This window comes from Collinsella aerofaciens, from assembly GCF_902501475.1.
Lineage (GTDB): Bacteria > Actinomycetota > Coriobacteriia > Coriobacteriales > Coriobacteriaceae > Collinsella > Collinsella aerofaciens_AL.
Window position 1 is genome coordinate 168,661 of sequence record NZ_CABWIF010000022.1, and the last position, 20,421, is coordinate 189,081.

General features: G+C 55.1%; 14 protein-coding genes. 2 read left to right on the top strand and 12 right to left on the bottom strand.

Going from position 1 to position 20,421, the window contains the following annotated elements:
* Position 1: 1 nt before the first annotated feature.
* The 4 genes from pelF to GDJ93_RS05945 are packed head-to-tail and all read right to left on the bottom strand — an operon-like array spanning position 2 to position 6,343.
* Positions 2-1,429: a GT4 family glycosyltransferase PelF gene (gene pelF / locus GDJ93_RS05930; RefSeq protein ID WP_152068101.1), complete on the bottom strand. Its 1,428-nt coding sequence runs from the start codon at positions 1,427-1,429 to the stop codon at positions 2-4.
* On the bottom strand, positions 1,426-3,306 hold the full coding sequence (locus tag GDJ93_RS05935) for a DUF2194 domain-containing protein (protein ID WP_152068102.1): 1,881 nt from the start codon (positions 3,304-3,306) through the stop codon (positions 1,426-1,428). The genes pelF and GDJ93_RS05935 overlap by 4 nt, the downstream gene beginning before the upstream one ends.
* Positions 3,303-4,208 carry a tetratricopeptide repeat protein gene (locus tag GDJ93_RS05940; protein WP_152068103.1) on the bottom strand — a complete coding sequence of 302 codons (906 nt, stop codon included), beginning with the start codon at positions 4,206-4,208 and terminating at the stop codon, positions 3,303-3,305. The genes GDJ93_RS05935 and GDJ93_RS05940 overlap by 4 nt, the downstream gene beginning before the upstream one ends.
* Entirely contained in the window at positions 4,205-6,343 is a 2,139-nt protein-coding gene (locus GDJ93_RS05945) for a DUF4118 domain-containing protein (RefSeq protein ID WP_152068104.1), read from the bottom strand. Before GDJ93_RS05945 ends, GDJ93_RS05940 begins: the two co-directional genes overlap by 4 nt.
* Positions 6,344-6,985: 642 nt before the next feature.
* On the opposite strand from GDJ93_RS05945, the gene GDJ93_RS05950 reads away from it, so the two are divergent.
* Together GDJ93_RS05950 and GDJ93_RS05955 are read left to right on the top strand one after the other, a co-directional pair.
* A complete protein-coding gene (locus tag GDJ93_RS05950) occupies positions 6,986-8,368 on the top strand; it encodes an RNA/DNA-binding domain-containing protein (protein ID WP_117774272.1) in 1,383 nt (460 codons plus the stop codon).
* An 887-nt stretch (positions 8,369-9,255) separates the two neighbouring features.
* Complete coding sequence (locus tag GDJ93_RS05955; protein ID WP_117774271.1) at positions 9,256-10,584, top strand: hypothetical protein; 1,329 nt, start codon at positions 9,256-9,258, stop codon at positions 10,582-10,584.
* 186 nt (positions 10,585-10,770) lie between these two features.
* On the opposite strand, the gene GDJ93_RS05960 is transcribed toward GDJ93_RS05955, so the two are convergent.
* The 8 genes from GDJ93_RS05960 to GDJ93_RS10220 form a co-directional block, all read right to left on the bottom strand.
* A complete protein-coding gene (locus GDJ93_RS05960; protein WP_117774270.1) occupies positions 10,771-11,475 on the bottom strand; it encodes a hypothetical protein in 705 nt (234 codons plus the stop codon).
* A 74-nt stretch (positions 11,476-11,549) separates the two neighbouring features.
* Positions 11,550-11,885 carry a hypothetical protein gene (locus GDJ93_RS05965; RefSeq protein ID WP_117774269.1) on the bottom strand — a complete coding sequence of 112 codons (336 nt, stop codon included), beginning with the start codon at positions 11,883-11,885 and terminating at the stop codon, positions 11,550-11,552.
* A 92-nt stretch (positions 11,886-11,977) separates the two neighbouring features.
* Positions 11,978-15,634 carry a P-loop NTPase gene (locus tag GDJ93_RS05970; protein ID WP_152068105.1) on the bottom strand — a complete coding sequence of 1,219 codons (3,657 nt, stop codon included), beginning with the start codon at positions 15,632-15,634 and terminating at the stop codon, positions 11,978-11,980.
* 325 nt (positions 15,635-15,959) lie between these two features.
* A complete protein-coding gene (locus GDJ93_RS05975) occupies positions 15,960-16,385 on the bottom strand; it encodes a hypothetical protein (RefSeq protein WP_152068106.1) in 426 nt (141 codons plus the stop codon).
* Between the two features lie 18 nt (positions 16,386-16,403).
* On the bottom strand, positions 16,404-17,795 hold the full coding sequence (locus GDJ93_RS05980; protein ID WP_193221467.1) for a P-loop NTPase fold protein: 1,392 nt from the start codon (positions 17,793-17,795) through the stop codon (positions 16,404-16,406).
* Positions 17,796-17,963: 168 nt separating this feature from the next.
* Positions 17,964-18,815, bottom strand: a complete 852-nt coding sequence (locus tag GDJ93_RS05985) for a GmrSD restriction endonuclease domain-containing protein (RefSeq protein ID WP_152068108.1) — start codon at positions 18,813-18,815, stop codon at positions 17,964-17,966.
* The gene (locus tag GDJ93_RS05990; RefSeq protein ID WP_152068109.1) at positions 18,754-19,611 is read right to left on the bottom strand and encodes a DUF262 domain-containing protein; all 858 of its coding nucleotides are present in this window, start codon (positions 19,609-19,611) and stop codon (positions 18,754-18,756) included. Before GDJ93_RS05990 ends, GDJ93_RS05985 begins: the two co-directional genes overlap by 62 nt.
* Positions 19,601-19,732 (bottom strand): hypothetical protein, encoded by a 132-nt coding sequence (locus tag GDJ93_RS10220; protein WP_255413097.1) that lies wholly within the window; start codon positions 19,730-19,732, stop codon positions 19,601-19,603. The genes GDJ93_RS05990 and GDJ93_RS10220 overlap by 11 nt, the downstream gene beginning before the upstream one ends.
* Positions 19,733-20,421 lie beyond the last annotated feature (689 nt).

Genomic DNA, 20,421 nt, shown 5'->3' on the forward strand with positions numbered 1-20,421 from the left:
GCTACTCCCCCTCTCTGGGCAGGTCAAACGCTTGCGCCGTCTCGTCGTACAGCGCGCGATAGTTGGCGAGCATCTGCTCGTGCAAAAAGTACGTGGCAACGCGACGCTGGCCGCGCTCCCCCATCTCAATGCGACGAGCGCGGCTTGTGCACATGCGTTCCATGGCATCGGCCAAGCCCTTGCGATACATAGGCGGCGTCACAAAACCCGCCACGCCAAAGTCGTCGCCCGGGGCGCCTTCTAGAAGCTCGCGACAGCAGCCCACCTCAGTCGTCACGCAGGGACGGCGCGCTGCAAGCGACTCCAGTACGCTGAGCGGCTGGCCCTCGGAGATGCTCGTCAAAATGGTAAAGTCGAGCTTTTCCATGTACTCGACCACGTTGACGCGGCCGGTAAAGATCAGGTCGCGCACGCCCAGGGTTTCGACCAGCGCGTGGCATTCGGCGCCGTACTCCTCGTCGTCCACGCCGCCCATGATGTGCAGGCGCACCTTGGGCAGGCGCTCGTGCAGCTCAAAGAAGGCATAAATCATGGTCTTGACATCCTTGATGGGCGCCAGGCGCACCACCGCGCCAATGTCCACCCAGCCGTCATCGGTCTTTAAGGGAATATCCTTAAAGCGGTCGAACTGGATGCCGTTGGGGATGACCAGGCATTTGTCCGCATCGCAACCCATATCAATCTGCGTCTTGCGGGCGTTATGGAACAAACTCGTCACACGGAAGGCGCGGCGGTAGATCTCCTCCGAAAGCAGGTAGAAAAAGCGAATCCAGCGGTCCTTAAACGACGGCACCACCCAATCGGCGCGAATGATCTCTTCCTCGCGCTCGCGGGTATAGATGCCATGCTCGGTCAGCAGCACCGGCGCATGGTGAACGCTTGAGCCCAGGCAGGCGAGCAGGCCACCGTAGCCGGTCGAGATGGCATGGTACACATCGGCCACCGGCACCTCGCTGCCCAACAGGTAGAGCACGGGCAGCAACATGGAGCGCATGGTGTGCAATGCATCGGCAAAGGGCGTGTAGGGATACTCGGCCAGGCACACGTCGCGAAAGATATCCATAAACGTGCGGCTCTGCAAAAACGAGAGCGGGTGCACGCGACGGCGGTGGAAGATATCGAATAACACGTCCCAGTCCGGATTGGAGAGCGACACCAGACGGCGTAGCGCCTCGCGCTCACGGTCGTTAAAACTGGCTTCATGTTGCTCGCCCGAAAGCCGCAGGGCGTCGTCCAGGAACACCTCGTGCACCTCGACCACGTTGCCGGGCAGCTCGTAGACAAACTTGCCACGGTCGGCAGCATGCGCGCCGATCACCCACAGAACAAACTCGTGCTCGGGCATGGCCGTAATGTAGCCATGCATCCAGGTAGATACGCCGCCGTGCACATAGGGGTAGCAACCCTCGAGTACCAAGCAGATTCTCATTTATCGCCACCCTCCTTGCGCTCGATCGTCACGGTCTTATCATTTGCCTTGAGCAGATAAAGATTACCCGTAAGGTGCGTCAGTTCGCCACCCGTCACCGCACCCGGCTCGCCATTATTGGCGCGGAACATGAGCCATGCCTCGTCGTGGAAATTGCCCAGGCTGAGCGTCCAGGCATCTGCACTTGTATCCACGCTCACCGTAACCGACGAAAAGCGTTGGATGGCACCGGAGCACTCCGACGCCGTCTGGTGCCGCAGGTCGGGCGCGGATTTGGTAAGCCACTCCAGGTAGTCGACCAGGCCGCCCTTGTAGACCTCCCAGCCCTCCTTGGCTCCGCGATCGGGGTCCAAAAGGTCGTCCGGGTGCATAAAGTGCGTGCTCACGTAGTGCATGTTGAGCTCGGACACGGCTGCCAGGCGCATATAGGAATCGTCGACCATGCCGCCCGAGACAATGCGCGGCTGCTCCACAATGCCATCGCTCGCCACGCCAAACTCCTGCACGTACGGCAGGTCGGTGCCATCCTCAAAATACGTGCTGGCAATGGTCTTAATGCGCGGAACATCGGTACCGATAAGCTTGCGCGCGCGGGCCGAAAGGATATTCGACGGCGGCACGTAAACCGAGCCACGAGCGTTGGGCAGGACCTCGTCCTGAAACGCGATAAGTTCGTTGAGCGAAGCGACGAGCGTCTCTTTATTCTTCCAGGTCTTGTAGACGTACAGCGTGCCGTAGTCAGTGTCCCAGAGCGCCAGAGGCTGATGGTTGTAGCCGTGAAAGCCCAGCTCTCCGCCCATCTGCAGCAGCATGCCGCCAAAATAGCGGAACTGCGTGGTATCGGTTTGGCGCGCGGGCTCGGTCTGGTTGACCGCGTCCTCGTAGTTTTCGATCATCACGCCGGCATAGCGAATGCCGTATTTTTGCGCGAGCTTTTGCAGATCGGGCCACCAGACCTTGGTGTAAAAATCGGCAATGGAAAGGCCGTAGTCACGCTTGATATAAGTACCATCGCCCGAGGGCACGGGGCTGGGAAAGTCGTCCAAATAGAACACGGCGCTGTTGATGACCGGATAGGCCGTGGCATCACCCAGCAAGCTTATGGCCGAAGCATAGAACCCACGCATAACCTTGTCGTAGATGCCAATGTTGCACACCACGGTGTGACCGCTGCCGCAATCGTTAGACCAAATGAGAGGCGTGCCCGTGTCACCGGTCTTTGCCCATACGTGGGCCGTTTCGCGCAATGAAACCGAGAGCGAAGAATCGAAGGGATCCGAGAGCTCGTAGCGCTCTCCCCCGCCCAGCATAAAGTCCTCACTCGGCACAATGCTTTCGGCTTTTACATAGTCATATCCGGCCGATTCAATGCCAAGCTTGGGGGCAATCGCTTGCAGATAGCTCGAGTTATCCGGCGGCATGGCGAGCATAAGCGAACCGCCGGCACTCACCCAACTCATAATGTCGCTCAGGTGCGTACCGAGCCCATCGAGCGACGGCATGAGCAAAATCACGCGATCGAAGGAGGTCAGCGAGGGAATGGCATCCGCGCCATCCAGGGCAAGGTCAACGTCGCGATGAGCGATCTTCATGTCCAGCAAAATCTGGTCGAACTGGTCTTTGACATCGTCGACGCTATCTTGGTCCGAGTCGGTAATGACCAGGCACGTGGGCTTTTGGCCAAAGATTGCCGACGAGGCCGGCACCGCATCGTTGGCGGCAAGCATCCCCAGCTTATGCTGGCCCGCACTGTACTGCACGCCGGCGCGTTCGATCAGCAGCACGGCGGCCATGACGATAAAAACAGCCCACACCACGAGGAGTCCCATCCAACGAAAGCGGCCTGCTCGGTCGCGGATATGCTGCGCCACGCTCATCTGGCCTCCCCCCCGTCGCGCCAAAACGCCAACTTTTCGCGGTTGTCGGCGCTTAAATACACATGTTGCTTGTCAATCGCATCGATCACACGGTGGACTTCGTCACCGTCGCGGCGCATCACGACCAGGCGCAGGCAAAGCATCCAAACCTCCTGCTCGTCGGGCACGTCGAGCACCAGCTGGTCGGTCACGGCCTGCGCCTCGTCGATCTGTCCGACATCGGCCAGCGCCGTCGCGTATCGAATGCGCAGCTCAAGGGTATCATCGCGCTCGCAGCGACGCGCAAGCAGGAGCGCGTACTGTTGGCGCTGAATCTGAGCCACGCGCCCCTCAGCCAAGCCCGAGCCTAAGTATTCACCAAGAAAATCGCAGTATTCGATGAGGTTTTGCGCGCTCGGGTCCGTCTTAAAGGCGCGCTCCAGCTGCTGCAGTTTAAGGTCGGACTCCTTGGAGATCTGCGCCACCGCCGTCGCGGCATAGTGCGCCACCTCAACGTCGTCGTTAAGCTTAGCCGCCTGCAGCTGCGCCAGGTACGCGTCGGGCTCCTCGGTGAGCATGGAGAGCATTAGGCGGCGCCGGTATGCCGGGTCGTTGACAATGAGCGCCTCCTCGAGCGGCACTACGCCTGCATCGTCCTCACCACTCGGTACCGACATGCTGCGATGCAGATCGTCGTTGAAGCGCAGCGACTCCAGCGCAGACTCTTTCAGTCCCTCGCCAAACACCGCGCTGCGGACCGATAGCAGAACCACCAGCAACGGACCCCACAGCGGCACCAGCACTATCACAGCCAGCATGTGCCCGCGCACTGGCAGCAGGCCCAGCTTCATGAGTGTCCACAGCATCAGGCAAACCAGCGCATGAATTAACAGCAAGACGGCAGCAACGACAAGCGAGATCAAGCGGCACCCCCCTCACCGTCACCGGTGTAAGCGATGTGCTGCAGCAGCGCCACGATGCCCTCGCCGTCGACGGGCTCCACCGCAATATGCTTTGCGCTCAGGCGCTTACGGATAATGGGAAGATCGCACGCCTTTGCCTGGCGCATAAGCAGGTAGAGCACGTTGCCGTCGACCAAGCCCGCCGCGTCGCTCTCGCGGATTGCCGACCCAATTGCGCCCACCAGCTCGCCGACAGGCTCCATGCCCGGTACCACGCGCAGGAGCAAAAAACTCCCCATCTTGCTATCTGCCAGCGCCTGCTCCGCCGCGAGCTCTTGGCCAAAGGCTGCCTGCTTGAGCACGCAAGTGCCGTCAACGCAGCGTTTATCCTGCGCCACCGCCTCATAGTCAAAGGCACGGCCCAGCGCGCTTTCGACCAGCCCGCACAAGATGCGGAACAGGTTTTGATAATAGAGGGTCATTTGGTTTTCGGCCGCACTACGCACAAAGATCAACACGGCGGGTGCCCCGTCGCGCTCGATCGCGTATCCAAACATGGGAAACCCCGGCGTCAGCTCACGGTTCACCCACAGGTTCGAACGACTCCCGTCGCCCAAAAGAGGTGCAAGCTGCTCAAGCGTGAGCGAGCGTGCGGCATTTTCGGCAATCGCGGGACTTGCTGCCACCAGGCGTGCAAATGCCCCGCCCGAAACATGGTAGATCGCCACCGAATCGTTCTCGAGGATCTCGCCCAGAAGCTCGCAGCACTTGCGATAGATGTCGCGTGGGTTGAGTACGTCGAGCTCCTGCGTCACGGCAAAGATCTTGCCAAAGCTGTCGTGGCGACCCACAATCTGGCGCCTGTACGCGCGCTTGTCCTCGATCGCGTCGTGGTAGAGCTGTGTGAGGAACGTATTGCGATTACGCACGAGCTCGTTTTGATCGCGCTCCGCCCTAATGGCTTCGCTGTTGCGCAGCTGCACATAGCCGCACACGGCACCCACCACAAAGTACGCAATAAACGGCAGCCAGTTGGACGGCTCGTAAAAGAGACCCTGGAAGGTATAACCGTACTGAGTAAAGTAGCTCGCGGCCAAACCCACCGACGCCAGCAGCGCCGCAACCAGGCCAAAATCGAGCCCATACAGCGTGCCGATCAGTACCACGTACAGCAGGCGGTAGTCGAGCACGTTAAGCTGAGCAGACTGCGAAAACACCAGCTCCAGGCCCTCAAAGAGCACCCAGGCCAGCGCGGTCTCCAGGCATTTGATGGGCAGTGTCCGCCCGCGCATGCGGTCGATGGCGGCACGCAGCGGATGGCGCTTGCCCGCGAGGGTCTGCTCCCAGCGGGCGTGTATGGTCGAAAGATCGCGCAGCACGTCATAGCGCTGGAACCACCCGTAGCGCGTGCGGACGGTATCGCTCGGAGCAATGGAGACGACGGCGTCCCCGTCGTAGGTAATGTCGAGCCCCGGGAACAAGCCCTTGAGCGCCTCGCCCAGGTCTCCCACGGTGTGGGCAAAGCTATCCGGAACCTCGAGTTCCTCGAATGTGGCATCCCAGCTGTCGAAGATGCGACGCACCAGAACGGCCAGCTCCTCGGCGCAGAGGGCACCGAGCGGTGAGTCCGCCCCAGCCCTCATGACAGCAGAGCCTTGCGAGCACGCCTCGAACAGCGGGGTCAAAATCGGGTCTTCCAGCGTGGGCGAGGCGGTGTACAGATACGGCACGCGCAAGATCTTGGCCTGAATGCCGTCGCGGACCGCATAGTAGCGGCACAGGTCGTTGGCCGCACGGGCAATGATGCCCTTGCCGTTTTGCCCCGCAACGTCCACCGCACCGTCCGCTCCCATGGGACCAGTCACAAACAGCAGCTGAATCTGGCGACCCATGCAAGCTCGAAAGACGGAGCGCAGCAGCTCGATGTCGCCAACGGCCTCGGTATGCGGCGTGAGATAGGTAGAGAGGTAGACCACACGGTCGAATTCGTAAGCCTGGTCCAGGTGCTGCAGCAGCTCTTTCCAAGACGCATGGAGCGACGACCCGTCGCGGCGCGCCTCGTTGGCCGCCACGACCTGAACATGGTCACCGGGAAACGCCTTGGCACAAAAGTCGTCATCGACATACGCGGTATTGCCAACAACCAGCACTTCCACCGTGCGCTCCCCCTCCCCAAATTTAGCTTTTGCCATGGTAAACATGCGTATTGTACGCTGTCAATGTAGGCCAAAGGCAACTTTAAAGCTGTTTTAAGAACTTTTTCAGACGGGAAGCGACTCGCGCCTGAGCCAGAGAGCCCTACACGTGCCGCTGCACGGCGGAGAAAGGCGAATCCACTACCCCTCAGGCATAATTCCTGAGCAAAATCAAGCAGAGCACACGGCTTTTTGCGCCACTTTAAGACGTAATCGGGATGTGGCGAGAGGCCAAATTCGGAAGTGCGGGGAAAACCAAAGGAATGCTGACCAGACCCCCGTTTTAGGCTTCCGCGACCTGCGGTTTTGATACAAAAAAACCGCGTTGTGCTCGAAGGTTTTCGATTTTTCCCCGCACTTCTGTAATTACATCTCTGGATCGAGGGCGCAGGCAATGGTGACGACATCCACGATAGCGCCCCCCTATGCCTGATACCAAAATCGTTCCATAGGGACCCGTTTCCCAATGGGATGATTCTTCACAAAGGGCATTAAGGCGCATGAGAACATGGTAGAGGCAAGCAAGCGCGCTTCCACGTTTTCGCCCATGGTGACCACGGTATAATCCAACGAGACAAGCAACGAACGGGAAAGGCAGCGCGGATGAACCTGGGCAGCGAGAGCGAGACCGTCGAGTTCAAGAAGTCCACTGGCGAGCATAAAGAAGCACTGCAAGCCATCAGCGCCATGCTGAACAAGCACGGCCGCGGCGAGCTCTACTTCGGCGTGAAGGACAACGGCGATGTCATCGGCCAGGATGTCAGCGACGCAACGCTGCGCCAGGTGACGTCGTGGGTGTCCGACAAGATCGAGCCCGCGGTGTTCCCGACGGTCGAGTGCCTCGACGCCGATGATGGGCTGCGATACATCAAAATTGCCTTCTCAGGTGCCGACGCCCCCTACTCCGCCGACGGACGCTACTTCACCCGCGTGGGGACTTCGAACAAAGCGCTGTCGGCCTCGGAGCTGAGCGCCATGGTCGTCAAGCGTGAGCGCGCCCGTAGCCCGTGGGACTCGCTGCCGTCCGGCAGGCCCGTCTCCGACGCCGACGAGCAAGCGGTGCGTGACTTCGTCGCGCGCGGCGGCAGGGCCGGACGCGTGGGCGGCGGGTTCGCCGGCGTGGAGGACACCTTGGCAAGGCTCGACCTCGTCGCGCCCGACGGCAGCCTAAGAAACGCCGCGGTGGAGCTGTTCTGCGAGGGATCCGACACCTACCCCAGGATGAAGCTGGGGCTTCTGGGCGGCAACACCAAGGCCAAGATCCTCGACCTGCGCCGCGAGTGCGGCACCATGCTCAAGCTGCTCGACTTCGCCGAGTACTTCGTGACGTCGAACATCAGGCGCGAGTTCGTCATCGGCGAGACGGGCATGTACCGCAAGGAGATCCCCGAGATCCCGGCCGAGGCCATCCGCGAGGCGGTTGCCAACGCGCTGTGCCACCGCGACTACACCACCGGCACCGCCGTCGAGGTCAACGTGTTCATGGACACCGTCCAGATCGTGAGCCCGGGCCTGTTCCCCGAGGGCGACTCGCCGCAAGAGCACCTAGACGGTACCGCGAGCGAGTTCGGCCTCCGAAACCCCGCGATCGCGCGCACCCTGTTCCGCGCCGGCGTCATCGAGCAGTACGGCACGGGCATACCGCGCATCAAGGAGGCCTGCGAGGCAGCCGGCGTGAGGTTCCGCTTCGAGCAGACCGTCAACAGCACCGTCGTCGTCTTCGAGCGTCCTGGGTTACAGAAAGCGGCCTTCAGGAGAACCGCGGCCGACAACCGACCGCTCCTCAGCGAGCGCGAACGAGCAGCGATGGCAATTGCCGCCGCTCAGGGGAAAATCACGACCTCCGACCTCGCGCGGGAGTCCAATGTCGGTAGGAAAACGGCCTCGAAGACTCTGAAAGACCTTGCCGGGCGAGGCCTGTTGGAATGGGTAGGGAAAAGCCCGAAAGACCCGCACCAGTTCTACAGGATGCCAAGCGAAGTTTGAGGCTGCAGGTCCTAGCCGGGAAACAGGCCCATTGCGTTTGCTGCCCTCCCCCTGCTGGGCACTACTGAGTAATCTACTGGGCACTGCTGAGTAATCTACTGAGTAGTGCCCAAGCGCGAGTTGGCAAGTCCGCCGAAGCCCAGAGAAACGGCTCCGAAGAATATACTGACCGCTACTGACCGCTACTGATCGCGGCATTCGGCAGGCCCGCCGAATGCCGCGGTCTCCCGAGACTAGCAGAGCCGCCCTTATTGTTAGCGCTGCCGAAGCAAGCCCTACTTCAGCAGCAACTTGAATTTTCGTGCGATGAGCCTCCCCGGAGCCAAGAGCCTTTTGCCCTAATCACAACACCGCAATTCAAGCACCGCAGAAAACTCCATTAGCGATGAACCAGCCACTTGAAGACGTGATCAAGGTGCGGCAAGGGGTCAAATTCGGAAGTGCGGGGAAAATCGAAGAAATGCTAACCAGGCCCCAGTTTTCGCTTCCGCGAACTGCGGTTTTGGTGCTAAAAATCGCGTTGTGCTCGAAGGTTCTCGATTTTCCCCGCACTTCCGTAATTACATCCTTGGATCGAGAGTGCAGGCAACAATGACGTCATCCGCGATAGCACCCAACAGTCACGGACGTACAAAAGGCCGTTGCCGGAAGCCTCCATACAACGACTCTTCTTTGCGCGCGCCACGCTCGCAATGCTCCATTAAATGTAACTAATTGATTTGCTATATACCATTCATAATGGCACATAGCAAATCAATTAGTTACATGTGGAGGCAGAACATGAGGGAGTACGTCGAGAAGCAGCTGCACACTAGAGTCGATTGCGAGCCCAACGACGCCTCGGAAATAACGACGCAAAACTCTTTCCGAAAGTGTAGGTGAGCGAAATGGCGACTCATGCATACGATGACCTTTATTCTTATCTAGCCGCATTCAAGAACAGCTCTCTTGCCGAAATAATTGCGTACCTAGAAGAACTGGGGCAAAGGAGGTTCGATGCCTTTATTAGGGGCCTTGCACCCCTTATCCCAATCGAAAAAATCGAAAATCAATCCCTGTTCAATTTTTCTGTTGACTCCACCCTTGAAGGAGGCAAATTCCCCTGCACTGACTATGCCTGTCGAGAGCAAAACATTTACCATTTGGCAAAGTTCTCAGCATTGTATGCAGATAAAACACTGATTCATTGCCCTATAGAATCGGCATTCGAAATGGGGCACGATGATTATGTCTCAGTCGATGAACTTGCATTCGGGATCTATTTGACCATGCGAGTCGAAGACATAGTCAAAGCTGGAATACTCGGATTTTCGAGCAATTACATTCCTCTTTGCAAAGATTGCCTAGCGCGACAAATCGAAAGAGAATCAAAAGCAAAAGGATTGATATCGAGTTATTGGGATGAACTCGTACGACAATTCTGTTCCTCTACCTCGTGCACTTTAAAACAAGCACCAGATGGGAATCTGTATGTAGCGATTGAGGGAATGGATGCATATGGGTCCCATGATGAGATGGATGTCGATTTCCTGGTAATCCCGTCTGAATACGAATCGCTCTATGCAAGCCAAGGCGAAACGCGATTGGATAGAGACATGCTGGAGAAAGGCGGCATCTTGACTATCCTACTGCCATTGTTGGACGATTGCTTTCAAGCCCTCGTCAATCCCTATTTTTCGAATAGCTCGTATTTAACCACTCGTCCAGCTCAGATTGAGTTCCTCGAGTCCGCAACTTCCACCCTTTATCCTCGAAAAGATCAGACCATACCCATTCGCCGGTTATCTTGCCCCCTCCCCATTGCTGAAAATGCAACGTTGCGTAGCATCCTTGATTGCCGCATTAGAAACGAAGAGTCGTTTCTTGTGTTTAGGGATACCTTGTCCAAAGGCCTGAGCGAAAGGCCCATCGACACCTCGACATTAGCTGACCTGAAGAACGACCTAATTGAGCCCGAGCTTCACAAGATATCTTTAGTGATGAAAAACGAGCGATCCCGATTAGTCACCTCCGCAGGCATTGAAGCCGCTATCGGAATTGCGAGCTTTACATTGGGGCAATACGGAATCGCATCACCTTCTGATGCCATGGCCTTCCTCGGGGCTGCCGGCATAGGGGCCGTTGCATCTCAATCCGCAGATTTCTTGCGAGAAGCCAAGGCAAAAGAGAACCCCATGTATTTCCTCTGGAAGCTCAATAGAAACAACCGTCTGTAACCTAAGGGGCAGAACACCGCAGTCGCCGAGCATATCTCGATCATTAAATAAAGGCAGCACTAGAAAGGATGCGAATCGTGAAGAACCGATTCCCTTTACGAATGCCTAATGCAGTAAAAATCACTGGTAGATCCGAGCAGTTTAACCAAGACGACAAGAGCGCGCTCAGATTGCTGTCTGCAGTAGCTAGCCAAGTATAGATACCATCCTGTTTCCAAATTCGGTCCTACGATAAACCCTTTCTTCTTTCTCAATTTCGTCGGGATCGTCGAAGATGAGCGTCGTATCTACTACGTCCCACTGCTGCCGATGGATATCCTCAATCAGCAATCCCAGTCCGGTTAATCGAAGAAGAACTTCTGCATCTCTGCCTCTGAGCGTCTGAAAAGTTTCCTTTTCTCGAAGCATTTCGTAGTCTCCAGGTAGAAATCTGTCCAAAGTCTCTGCAAACAAACGAAGATCGTCCCAGCTAATTTCTTTATCTAGGTAGGCCTCATAAATCTTTGCTAGTCGCCGCGCTTTGTCCTCCTCAATGTATCTTTCGAGCAGGATAAGCAGGTACTCAATATCGCGCTTCCTATTTGACTCTTCAAAGTATTGCTTGTACTTGTTCCATGAGCCATTTTCAAAAGAGTCGCGGTTGAACTCATCGAGGAAACACGCATACTTCTTCAGCAGATGCGCATTGTGGATATTGTTTCCGATTTTGTAGATGCTCACTAGGCTTGAGATGACGGGGATGTCCTTCAAGAACTCGTTTTGGAGAATTTCGTCCAGGCCAACCTCTGCGATATTCGAAATAAGTTCGAGAGAGTCGCTGCAAATAGTCGGCCTTGCGTCGTCTTGCAAGCGCGATAGACCGGCCTTAGTTGATTCCTCTGCGTTTGCCATAAGATTACCTTTCATAATAATTTGCCAGTTTTGGCATGCGTTTGCAGCGCCGCTTTTCTGAAAGTGGCTCCGATTTAAATGCCATCCCCCGAATAAGCGCTCAGGTTCGATTCAACAAGTGCATTGGTTGAAAAGAGCTTTAGACCCCCTTCGAGGTAAAAGTCGCTTGTGCAGAGCAACCAAATCATCTTGTCGAGCTTGTAGGCAGTGGCCTCGGGGTCCACGCCGCCCTTCCGCGCCGCGCGCGCGGCTTCGAAATAGCAACGAGCCACTTCGACCTCGCTGTCAGTGGTAGCGTAAAACTGAACAGTATTCAGTAGGCCGTTGACACAAACATCGACGAGCGGCTGCTGAACAAGCCCGAGGACCTGTTCAGGGCGATGCAGCTCGAGCTCATGGAGCTGCACCACGGTTCGCCCTCGACCGTCTTCTGCACGCAGTGCAGGTCGAAGGGCTAGGCAGGAGCCCCGAGGCTTTTCCTAATTCTAGGTGTTAAAGTCGATTACTGCCTGCCGTGGAATAGCCTCCACTTTTCGTCTTCGATGTCTCTTTCAATTGATGACTTCACTTTTGACAGCCATTCTCTGTGTTTTAAATATGCAACACCTGCGGGCAGCTGAGCAGCAATCGAGTCAATCGCCTCAATCTCCTTGAGCTTTGCTGGAATAAAGCCTTTTTCAGGGGACCCGCTCATTGAAGATCGACGGAGATCCAAATGGTTGATCGATATCCCGTCTTTATCGAGCGTCAGAATGAGGGTGATAGCCCTAATCCTCGTCTCGTCATTGCAATCGGACAAGGCCCAGCTAATTCTATCGAGGCTATTTGCGTCGGCGATCCTTTCGCGGATGGTATATTCCAAGCGCTCCCAAAAAATATCGCTCGAGAGCGCATTTGCGTCATGAACGGGAAACAAAACGGCTATTTCAAGCCTGCCGAGTGGTTCGCTCAGCGCTTCATCGATCATTGCTTTCAGCAGATTCCAGGCATGATCATCCTGGACGGTCCAAAACGAGCTGATTCTTCGCAGGAGATCGTGCCTTTGTCGGTAGTCGAGGTTGGCAACGTACTCCAAAAAACGGTCAATCATTGAGCTGTCAAGGCGTAAAAGGCAGCGTAGGAAAGCGAGGTTATAGTCGAAAGTAGGATATCCTTCAAGTGCGAGAAAATACAGGTTGACGGCCGGTGAGGGATTGGATTCGAAGTACGAATCTAGAGCGGAGACGCGCTTTTCGTCTCCGCAGTTGCCGAAAAACCGCCAAACCCCATCATTGTGTATATGTTCGGAAAGCCAAGAAGCATATTTGAGGATATAGCCAGGATGCTTTGGCTCGACTATCTCCAAATCTTCCAAGCAGAGATGCGTTCTGCCGTCATCGAGTCTTGCGAGAATTTCGTCGAGCTCCTCCTTGTCGGGCCCGTTCTTTATTGCTAGCAAATCAAGATAGTCAAACAGGGCCGGATGGTCACTCACGTCGATCACCGCGCCCAGCTCGTTTCTAAGGACCTTCCTGCCGATGGTTTCAGCAAGATGATCAAGTGCTTCGTACGGGACAGGGATCGTCGAGGGCGACGAAGCGATATTGCGTGCGATTATGCTTGAGGCAGTATCTGGGGTCCTTTTGGCGATTTCCAGAAGGACTTTTCCGATAGCCCTGCCCGACTCCCACTCTTTATCGGAAATCTCATAATCTTCGGCTAGCTTTCCCAGGGCTTCGGTCAGTCGTTCTAGCGGTAACTCTTCCGCGGATATCCTCGGTTCTTTCTCTACGAGAGACTCGGAGTTCTCCAGACCAAGTGCGTCGAATGCGCTCTGGCGGAACCCATCGAGGCTCAGAGGGGGATTCTGCGCGCATGTTTCGTAAATCTGGTTGATGCTTAAGCTGCATAAGAGATCGATTGTCGAGTCTTCGGTTATATATTTGGGGAATAGCTCTTCAATCCTCGAGAGTACCGAATACATGTTTTCTGCGTACTCCGCTTCAGGTTCTTTGCCATAGAACGAGAAGTGCTGCCGAAAAGTGGATTTAACTTGCCTGCTGAATTCGGTTTCGACCAGAACGGAGAGCGCCCGGAAGCAATGGGCGTGGAGCTCGGCCAGCTCTGATGTGAAATTGAAGGTCAAAGTGTTGTATGTGTACGTTATGCCGTTTTGACAAACGCGCTGGGCCCTTGAAGAGAGGTATGAACTCGTCAAGACGATCAGACATGCTGCAACATTGCGGGAATGCGATTGTTGATATTTTTGAGCGAGGGCATCGAGTTTGCTGTTTTCCAAATCGAATCCCGTACGATCGAGATCGTAAGCGAAAGCGCCGTCCGGCCCGCATGCCCAGTTGTACTCGGCCGCTCGCTCGGTGCCTCTTTCTACACACTTCACGAACAACTCGGAGGCTGTTTGCGAATACTCGCTTGAGTGCATCAGGGATACAGAAATTTGCAGGGGCATAGATCCGTCGGATGTCGAATTCATGCCGAGAATTTCTTCCGATACGTCAGCGCAATCAGCGTTTTCGATGCGGTTTGAGGCAAAGGCGAGCGCCTGTATGGGGAGGAATTGATTGAATGTGACTATGAACTGATCGGCAATTCGCGCATCCCGATTCTTTATTTCATCCCAAGCTTTCTCGCATTCCCTTCGAAGGTAGTCGTACACGCTCGCACTTCCGCACACTTCAGCCATTGACTTGGCGGCTTTGAGATACGGCGCGTTCGGCATTTCTGCGGTATGCAGAATGAAATCCGCAAAACTGCCGTTCCCTTCTTTTGCGAAGTGGCGGCATATCAAGAAGTCGCGAAGATTCTGCTCTTCCATTCTTATGGCTAGCACGCCATCGGCGGAGGTAAGGATCGTGACAATTTCCTGGTCGTTCAATCTGGATGCAAAATCCCGAATCTCGGCGTCGTCGTACCCCAGCCCCAAGAGTTCCTCGTAACAAGGGTCTCCTTCAATAAGATCGCAGCAGTCGTAGATTGCAAGGTTCTCTGCGAGACGCTGCTCCCTGCTGGAGTACCCAGCTAAAGCAGAATTCATATAGATGTTCAAAAGATCGTATGGCTCTTGGATGGCTTCGAAATTGCCGTCTGCTATGGGGCTTGCTGCCATGATAGCCAAGCGCAGGTTTCCGTTTGCGATTGCCGATACTCTCTCCCTCAGTGCTATGTTTTTTATGTTGTATTCGGTCTCGAGTATCGCTTCTATATTTTCCGCGGTTAGAGGCTCCAGCTCTATTTCTCTGAAATTTAGATAACTGCCGATTTTTGCGGTCAACTCGCTTCGGTGCATCTTCCTGCAGGTGAGGACAATCTTTAGCTTTTTGTTTTCCAAACAGATTCCCAGCAAGTGCTCAAGTGACAGGTTGCCGTTTGCATCATCGACTAGAAGGATAATGTTTTCCGACTCCGACAAAATCAGCTCGATATCATCGTCGAGATGCGATGAATACCTAGAGTCCAAGATAAGAAGATCCCAGTGATGCCGTTTGCTGAATGAGAGGCATGCGTCGAGGGCGATCTTGGTTTTCCCCGATCCAGACTGCCCCTGAATCACCACTGCCTTGTTTTGCTCTATCGATTCGACGATGACTGAAAACTCGGAATCCCTGTGCATGAGGAGCTTCGACAGGTCGGTTGAGAAACGGTCGTTCAGGCTTCGCTCGATGAAGCGGTCTGGGGCGATGAATGATCCCTTTCCGAGTGGAACGCCCAATACCGTATGCGCTAGCGCAGGGTATTTTCCATCAAGGTCGCTCGCAATTGTCTCTGGCCCGATTATTTCTATCCGTGGATCGATGGCACGGACCTCCTCGAGTACCAGAGGTGAAAGGCGAAAGTATGTGTGGCACAGGATGATTCGATCTATGAGTTGCGGATTGATTCCGGTTTTGCTCCTGTCGAGGCAGTCTTTAGCATCATTTAGCAGCTTATTGCGGATGTCGGATTTAGAGGTTGTGTATGCCGCGAAGAGGTAGTGTCCATTCTCTCCTACGGAGTACATGTCTGGCACTCCGGTCGTGGTTTTATCCGTGCCGCATTGGGATCCTAATTCAATGATGTTGTTAAGCGAATATCTCCTATATAGATACTGATTTGCTAGTGTTTGAAAACGCCCGCCTTCGATCTGCCTTAGCTCTTCTTGGATCTGATTTATTTGGGACATTTTGCTCCTCGCGATAAATTCGCCTTTTGATTTCTCTTTTCTTACTCTAGTCCGCCTACCTCAGCAAGCCTTACAAGCTCGAGGGACGAGTCGACGACGTCCTCGAAGTCAAGCCCCGCCGCATAGGCCCTCGGATAAGGCGAGCGGAGGGCGCGTGACCCCGTCGGAAATGGCCGCCGTTAGGTGCGTGTTCGAGAGCTGCGCGGCGGAGCTGGATGGAGCCTGGGCAAGGCATTAGGGCATCCTCGTCCTTGTCGTAAGACTGCCATTAGAAGATCTTCTGCAAATCCTAAGCCACGTTTCAACTTGGCAACAGCTGCGGATCCTAGATATCGGCAAGACATTCGAGACTCTTGGATATGGCGTCGAAATAGATCCTTTGGTAATACTCCATGGTCTCGACCTTGCCGATCTCCGATCCGAGCCTCTTGGCCCAAGCTACGAGGGCCTTCCTGTCCTCGCCCTCGAGCGAGGCCGTGCACGACCTCATGTGGTCGCCCGGAAAAAGGACACTGTGCACAAGCCGAATATCTTCGGGAGGCATCTTCTCCATCGCCCTCGCGAGGAGGGAAGTGTCGAGGGAAATGAGCGACAGGATGGGTTCCGACCAGTCATCTGATTTCGAGAAAGCCAGATAGAGCTTCGTCGCGAATTGGTCGGGGGCGTTTATCAGGACGTTGCCAAGAGACTCCGACTCCCGTTCGCGTAGCGTCGTCAAGGCGAGCTCCCTCAGCCTGTCGACCTCCTCCAAAGCCGGAATCTCATGCGCTTAGCTCGAGTCGAAAGGGATCTCCTGCCATTCGACTCGATTCTTTCCGATTGACCTCACTGCAGACTCGGGATCCCGTCCAATGGAGGATTCCATCGCCTTGACGAGCGGCGCGACCCCTTCGGGAAAGGCGTCAGCAAATTCCCCCGCAATGCCTTTGACGGCACGCAGGACGTCGGGATAGACGTCGAACGACAAGCCGCGGCTCCCGTCCCCGGGGACAATCCCGGCGACTAAAGTCTCCACCATGCCAAGGACATCGGCATCGCGGAAAGTGGCGTGTCTGATGCCTTCGATACATTCAATAGCTTTCCGCGCGGCCGGCCCGTCGGGATGAAAGGTCGCAAGGTAATCTTCCAGGCAGGAACGAACATGCTTGGAATCGACCCCCTCACACCTCTCGAAAAAGCGGGGGATGAAGTCCAGGGCGGCGTATTTGAGCCGGCGCGACTCGAAAATGCCACCCCTAAGGATGGAATCCTCCCGGCTTGACGGAGGCCCGATGCGCATCCCCTTCGCCGCCCCCGCTGCAAAGCCGAAAGCCTCTTTGAAAACTGCCCTGGCAGACTCCGGGTCGGTAGGTTCAGCGAAGAACCCGGATTCCTTCATCCCGACCAGCACGGGGCGCATCTTGCTGAGGGATCGCAAGTTCGGCGATTCGCTTCCTTCAATCGCCGAAACGGCGTCCTCGAGCGCGCCTGGGTAGATGCCGCCCAGCACGCCTCCCAGAACGCGTTCCACAACCGAGCCGACCGAGGGCCTGAACCGGCACTTCCGCCAGACGGTCTTCTCGATGAGGCTCTCGTACTCCCTGGTCGTCCCCTTCTCCCCCTTCGGTCCTAGCCCTTTCCTCCACTCATCCTCGTTGCAGACGAGGAGGACCTTCTTCCTGCAGCCAACGACGAGGTGGTCGACCGCCCCGAGCAGCTCGCGAATGCCCATGTCGCACCTCTCCACGTCGTCTATGACGAGGAGGGTCTCGGGGCCGATGATGAGGTTCACGGCATTCAGCGGCGCCATCTTGAGATCGACGCCCGCCTTCTTCTCCAGCTCCCTGATCTTTTTCCCGAGGAACGATATTCCCGTGTCCTTGGCGAACCCGACGAGTGAATCCCACCTGCCCCTCTCCCCGCCGGCCGCGCACCCTATGGCGTATTTCGAGATGAAACCAGACTCAATCGCCCCGCAGAGCTCCGCTAAGTCCTTGGCGCCGTAGGCGGACGCCACCACGACGGGATGCCGGCTCTCATCCTCCTCCAGCTTCTCGGTCAGTGCGTGCTCGACAAAGTAGGTTTTCCCGCATCCCCATTCCCCGGTAAGCATGAGGGCGTACGAGTTCTCCTTGTCCTCGATGTACTCCCTCACGACGCCGATGATGTCATCCTCGTTCACCTTGGTCGCTCCTTGTCCGCCATCGGTTTCCACCCTTACCTTTCCTATGGCCAGGCGAGAGCCTACTCCAGCGCTTTCGGATCCCATTCGAACCCTTCGGCCTGCCGCCTTATCGCCGGGTCGATGCACTTCTTGACGAGCTCAAGCGCCGCGGCCGCGCGGTGCAAGCTAGTGGATGACCATTTCAAACAAATCTTTCGCGATAAAATCAACGCGCTTCTTAACGTCAAAACAACCATTCGCATAGCGTTTAGCAAAAGCTCTTGTAGTGGCATAACGCGATTCAGCGTATATGGGCAGCTTTTCCTTAAGCGATTTGTCTTTACATTTCGCGTTAAGTCGCTCTTCTAGCATGAGCAAGTTCCCAATAATCGAGTTTTCCTGAGCCTGCGAATCCGGAAGAATGTGCTCTATTGTGAATGCCTCAGAAACCCTAACACCAGACTTAAGCTCCTCGAGCAAGGCAAGGACCAACTTGCAGCGATCCTTCAACTTTGTTTCGCTATACAACGGCCACGAATGAGACCATCCAAGCGAAAGGAGATTAATTCGAAATGTTTCTTCTGAAGGCAGTTTTTCGTTAAAACTATTTTTCCACTCATCTAACACTTGCTGGGTGCAGTTCAACTCGATTGCGTATGAGTGTTTCACGATCGAATCCGATAGGTGGTTCGACTCCATTCCCCCGATTATCTTATAGCAAATATAGAACCGGTAAATAAATCCAATCGCATCATCATACTGCTCGCTCGTTAGCTGCTCTATTTCGCGAGCGTGCATTAAACTCATAAGAAGCGGCCTGAAGACGCGGACATTGTGTGTTCTTAAGAAACTCAAGATTTCCGCATTTCTGTCATCGCTGGTTGGCTCGACAATCTCTGCATAATATCCGGCTTTTAGCCTTAAATCATAGAGAAGATCAGCAGCCTTCTTTGGATCCGTAAAATCCCTTATTTTCTTATATGCTCCATCCTTGTCGCCTTGACCTAGGCGATATTTTTGAATTGCGTAGTGACGCAAAAGCTTTCATGTTCGAGCCGACTGTTGCTTCAATTTCCGACCATACCTGTTTTGCATCATCGCGCTTTTCTATAGGATGGATATAGCGCATAATATAGTTCTTCAGAAGCTCATGGTCCTCAAGCTCGATACCTCGCGCATTCAATATTTCGAATATTGTGTACGAATCTTCCTCAGACGATGATTTGATGTTTACATATGCGACAGAAATGACCGCATCCCTGAAGGCCAGCAACTCCTCATCCTTCATCTTGGCGAAACTTGCACTGAAATATTGGAAGGCTTTAACGATCAGTTCGTCTTTTGATCCGGACGCGCGTTTGCTCTTCGAGAAAGCCACAGCAGACATGGCAGCCGCATCTTCAGGAGAGATAGCAATTACTCCTTCGACGATCCTCGTTAATGATAAATGATTCTCCGGAGCGACGATCGCGTGCTCAACATCCTTAGTATCTATCGCCACTAGATATTTTTTTGTGCCATTAGCGTGGTTAATCATATTCCTTTTCTTGAAAGCGAACATGAGGCTAGACAGCAAGAGCGTTAGGGTAATAACTCTTTGTTGACCATCAATTATTGTAAAAACCCCGAGGCTGTCTTCTTCTTCTTCCTCCATCAGCACTATCGAACCGATGAAATGCGACGTAGCAACTTCCTCTGTCACAAGCTTGATGTCTTCGAATAGATCTTTCCAGTTATGCTCATCCCACACGTAAGCGCGCTGATTGCGAGGGATTCTATAGATTGAGTCATTAAGCAGCTTTCCAACCGTACTCTGACGTGCTTCAAATGCCATGTTGATCCCTTGCCTTCGCAATAGTTTTGTCGGCCTTGCCGCCTCTCGGCGTCACCAACGCCTTCGCTACAATAAAAGTCGGCACATCGCCGAGCAGGGCCGCCTTTTCGCTCGCGAACATGCCGACTGCCCCAATCAATCTCCGTCGCTGCCATCATCGTCGATTAACCAACATGTCAGCAGCAGGCAATCGTCACGTCCACAGTCCATTCTATATGCCGGCTGAGCATGGGGCGCATCTTAATCGCCAAGATATCCAGGAAGCCCGAGCTTCCAGGGAAATGCCTTCAGACGCCTTACGTTGGGTAGGCCCCCTACAGAGATCTATTGGCCGTGCACCGCAAACAACGCGTTAGGCCGTTGTACGCAATCGGCCAGCCACCCAGCATCCCCAATCCGCGTCACAACTCCCTACCCCGCTCCAGCCATCGTCATCTCCATACAGTGTCCAAACCCACACCAATAAAACCAACCCACGCAACAAGCAGCCCTCGCTTAGCAACCCAAACACCACCACAAGCCAGCAAGCAATCACCAGTCTGCGTTCGCAACATCGCTTGGAACGGCAAATGCTTACCGCGCCCTTGAAACACGCCAAACTCGTCTACAACCTGCGGTTTTTCGTTTATACTGCAATCGTTGAAATGCCGGTACGCTTGCAGAATCGTACCTGTTCCGATTACAGACGATATGAGCAGGACATAAAAACATTGAGAGCCCCTGCTGCATGAAAGACCGCGGATTAGGCCGACAATGGTGAGTGTCTAATCCAACCGTGGCGGCCACGCCGCATTCATGGAAGGGGCTCCC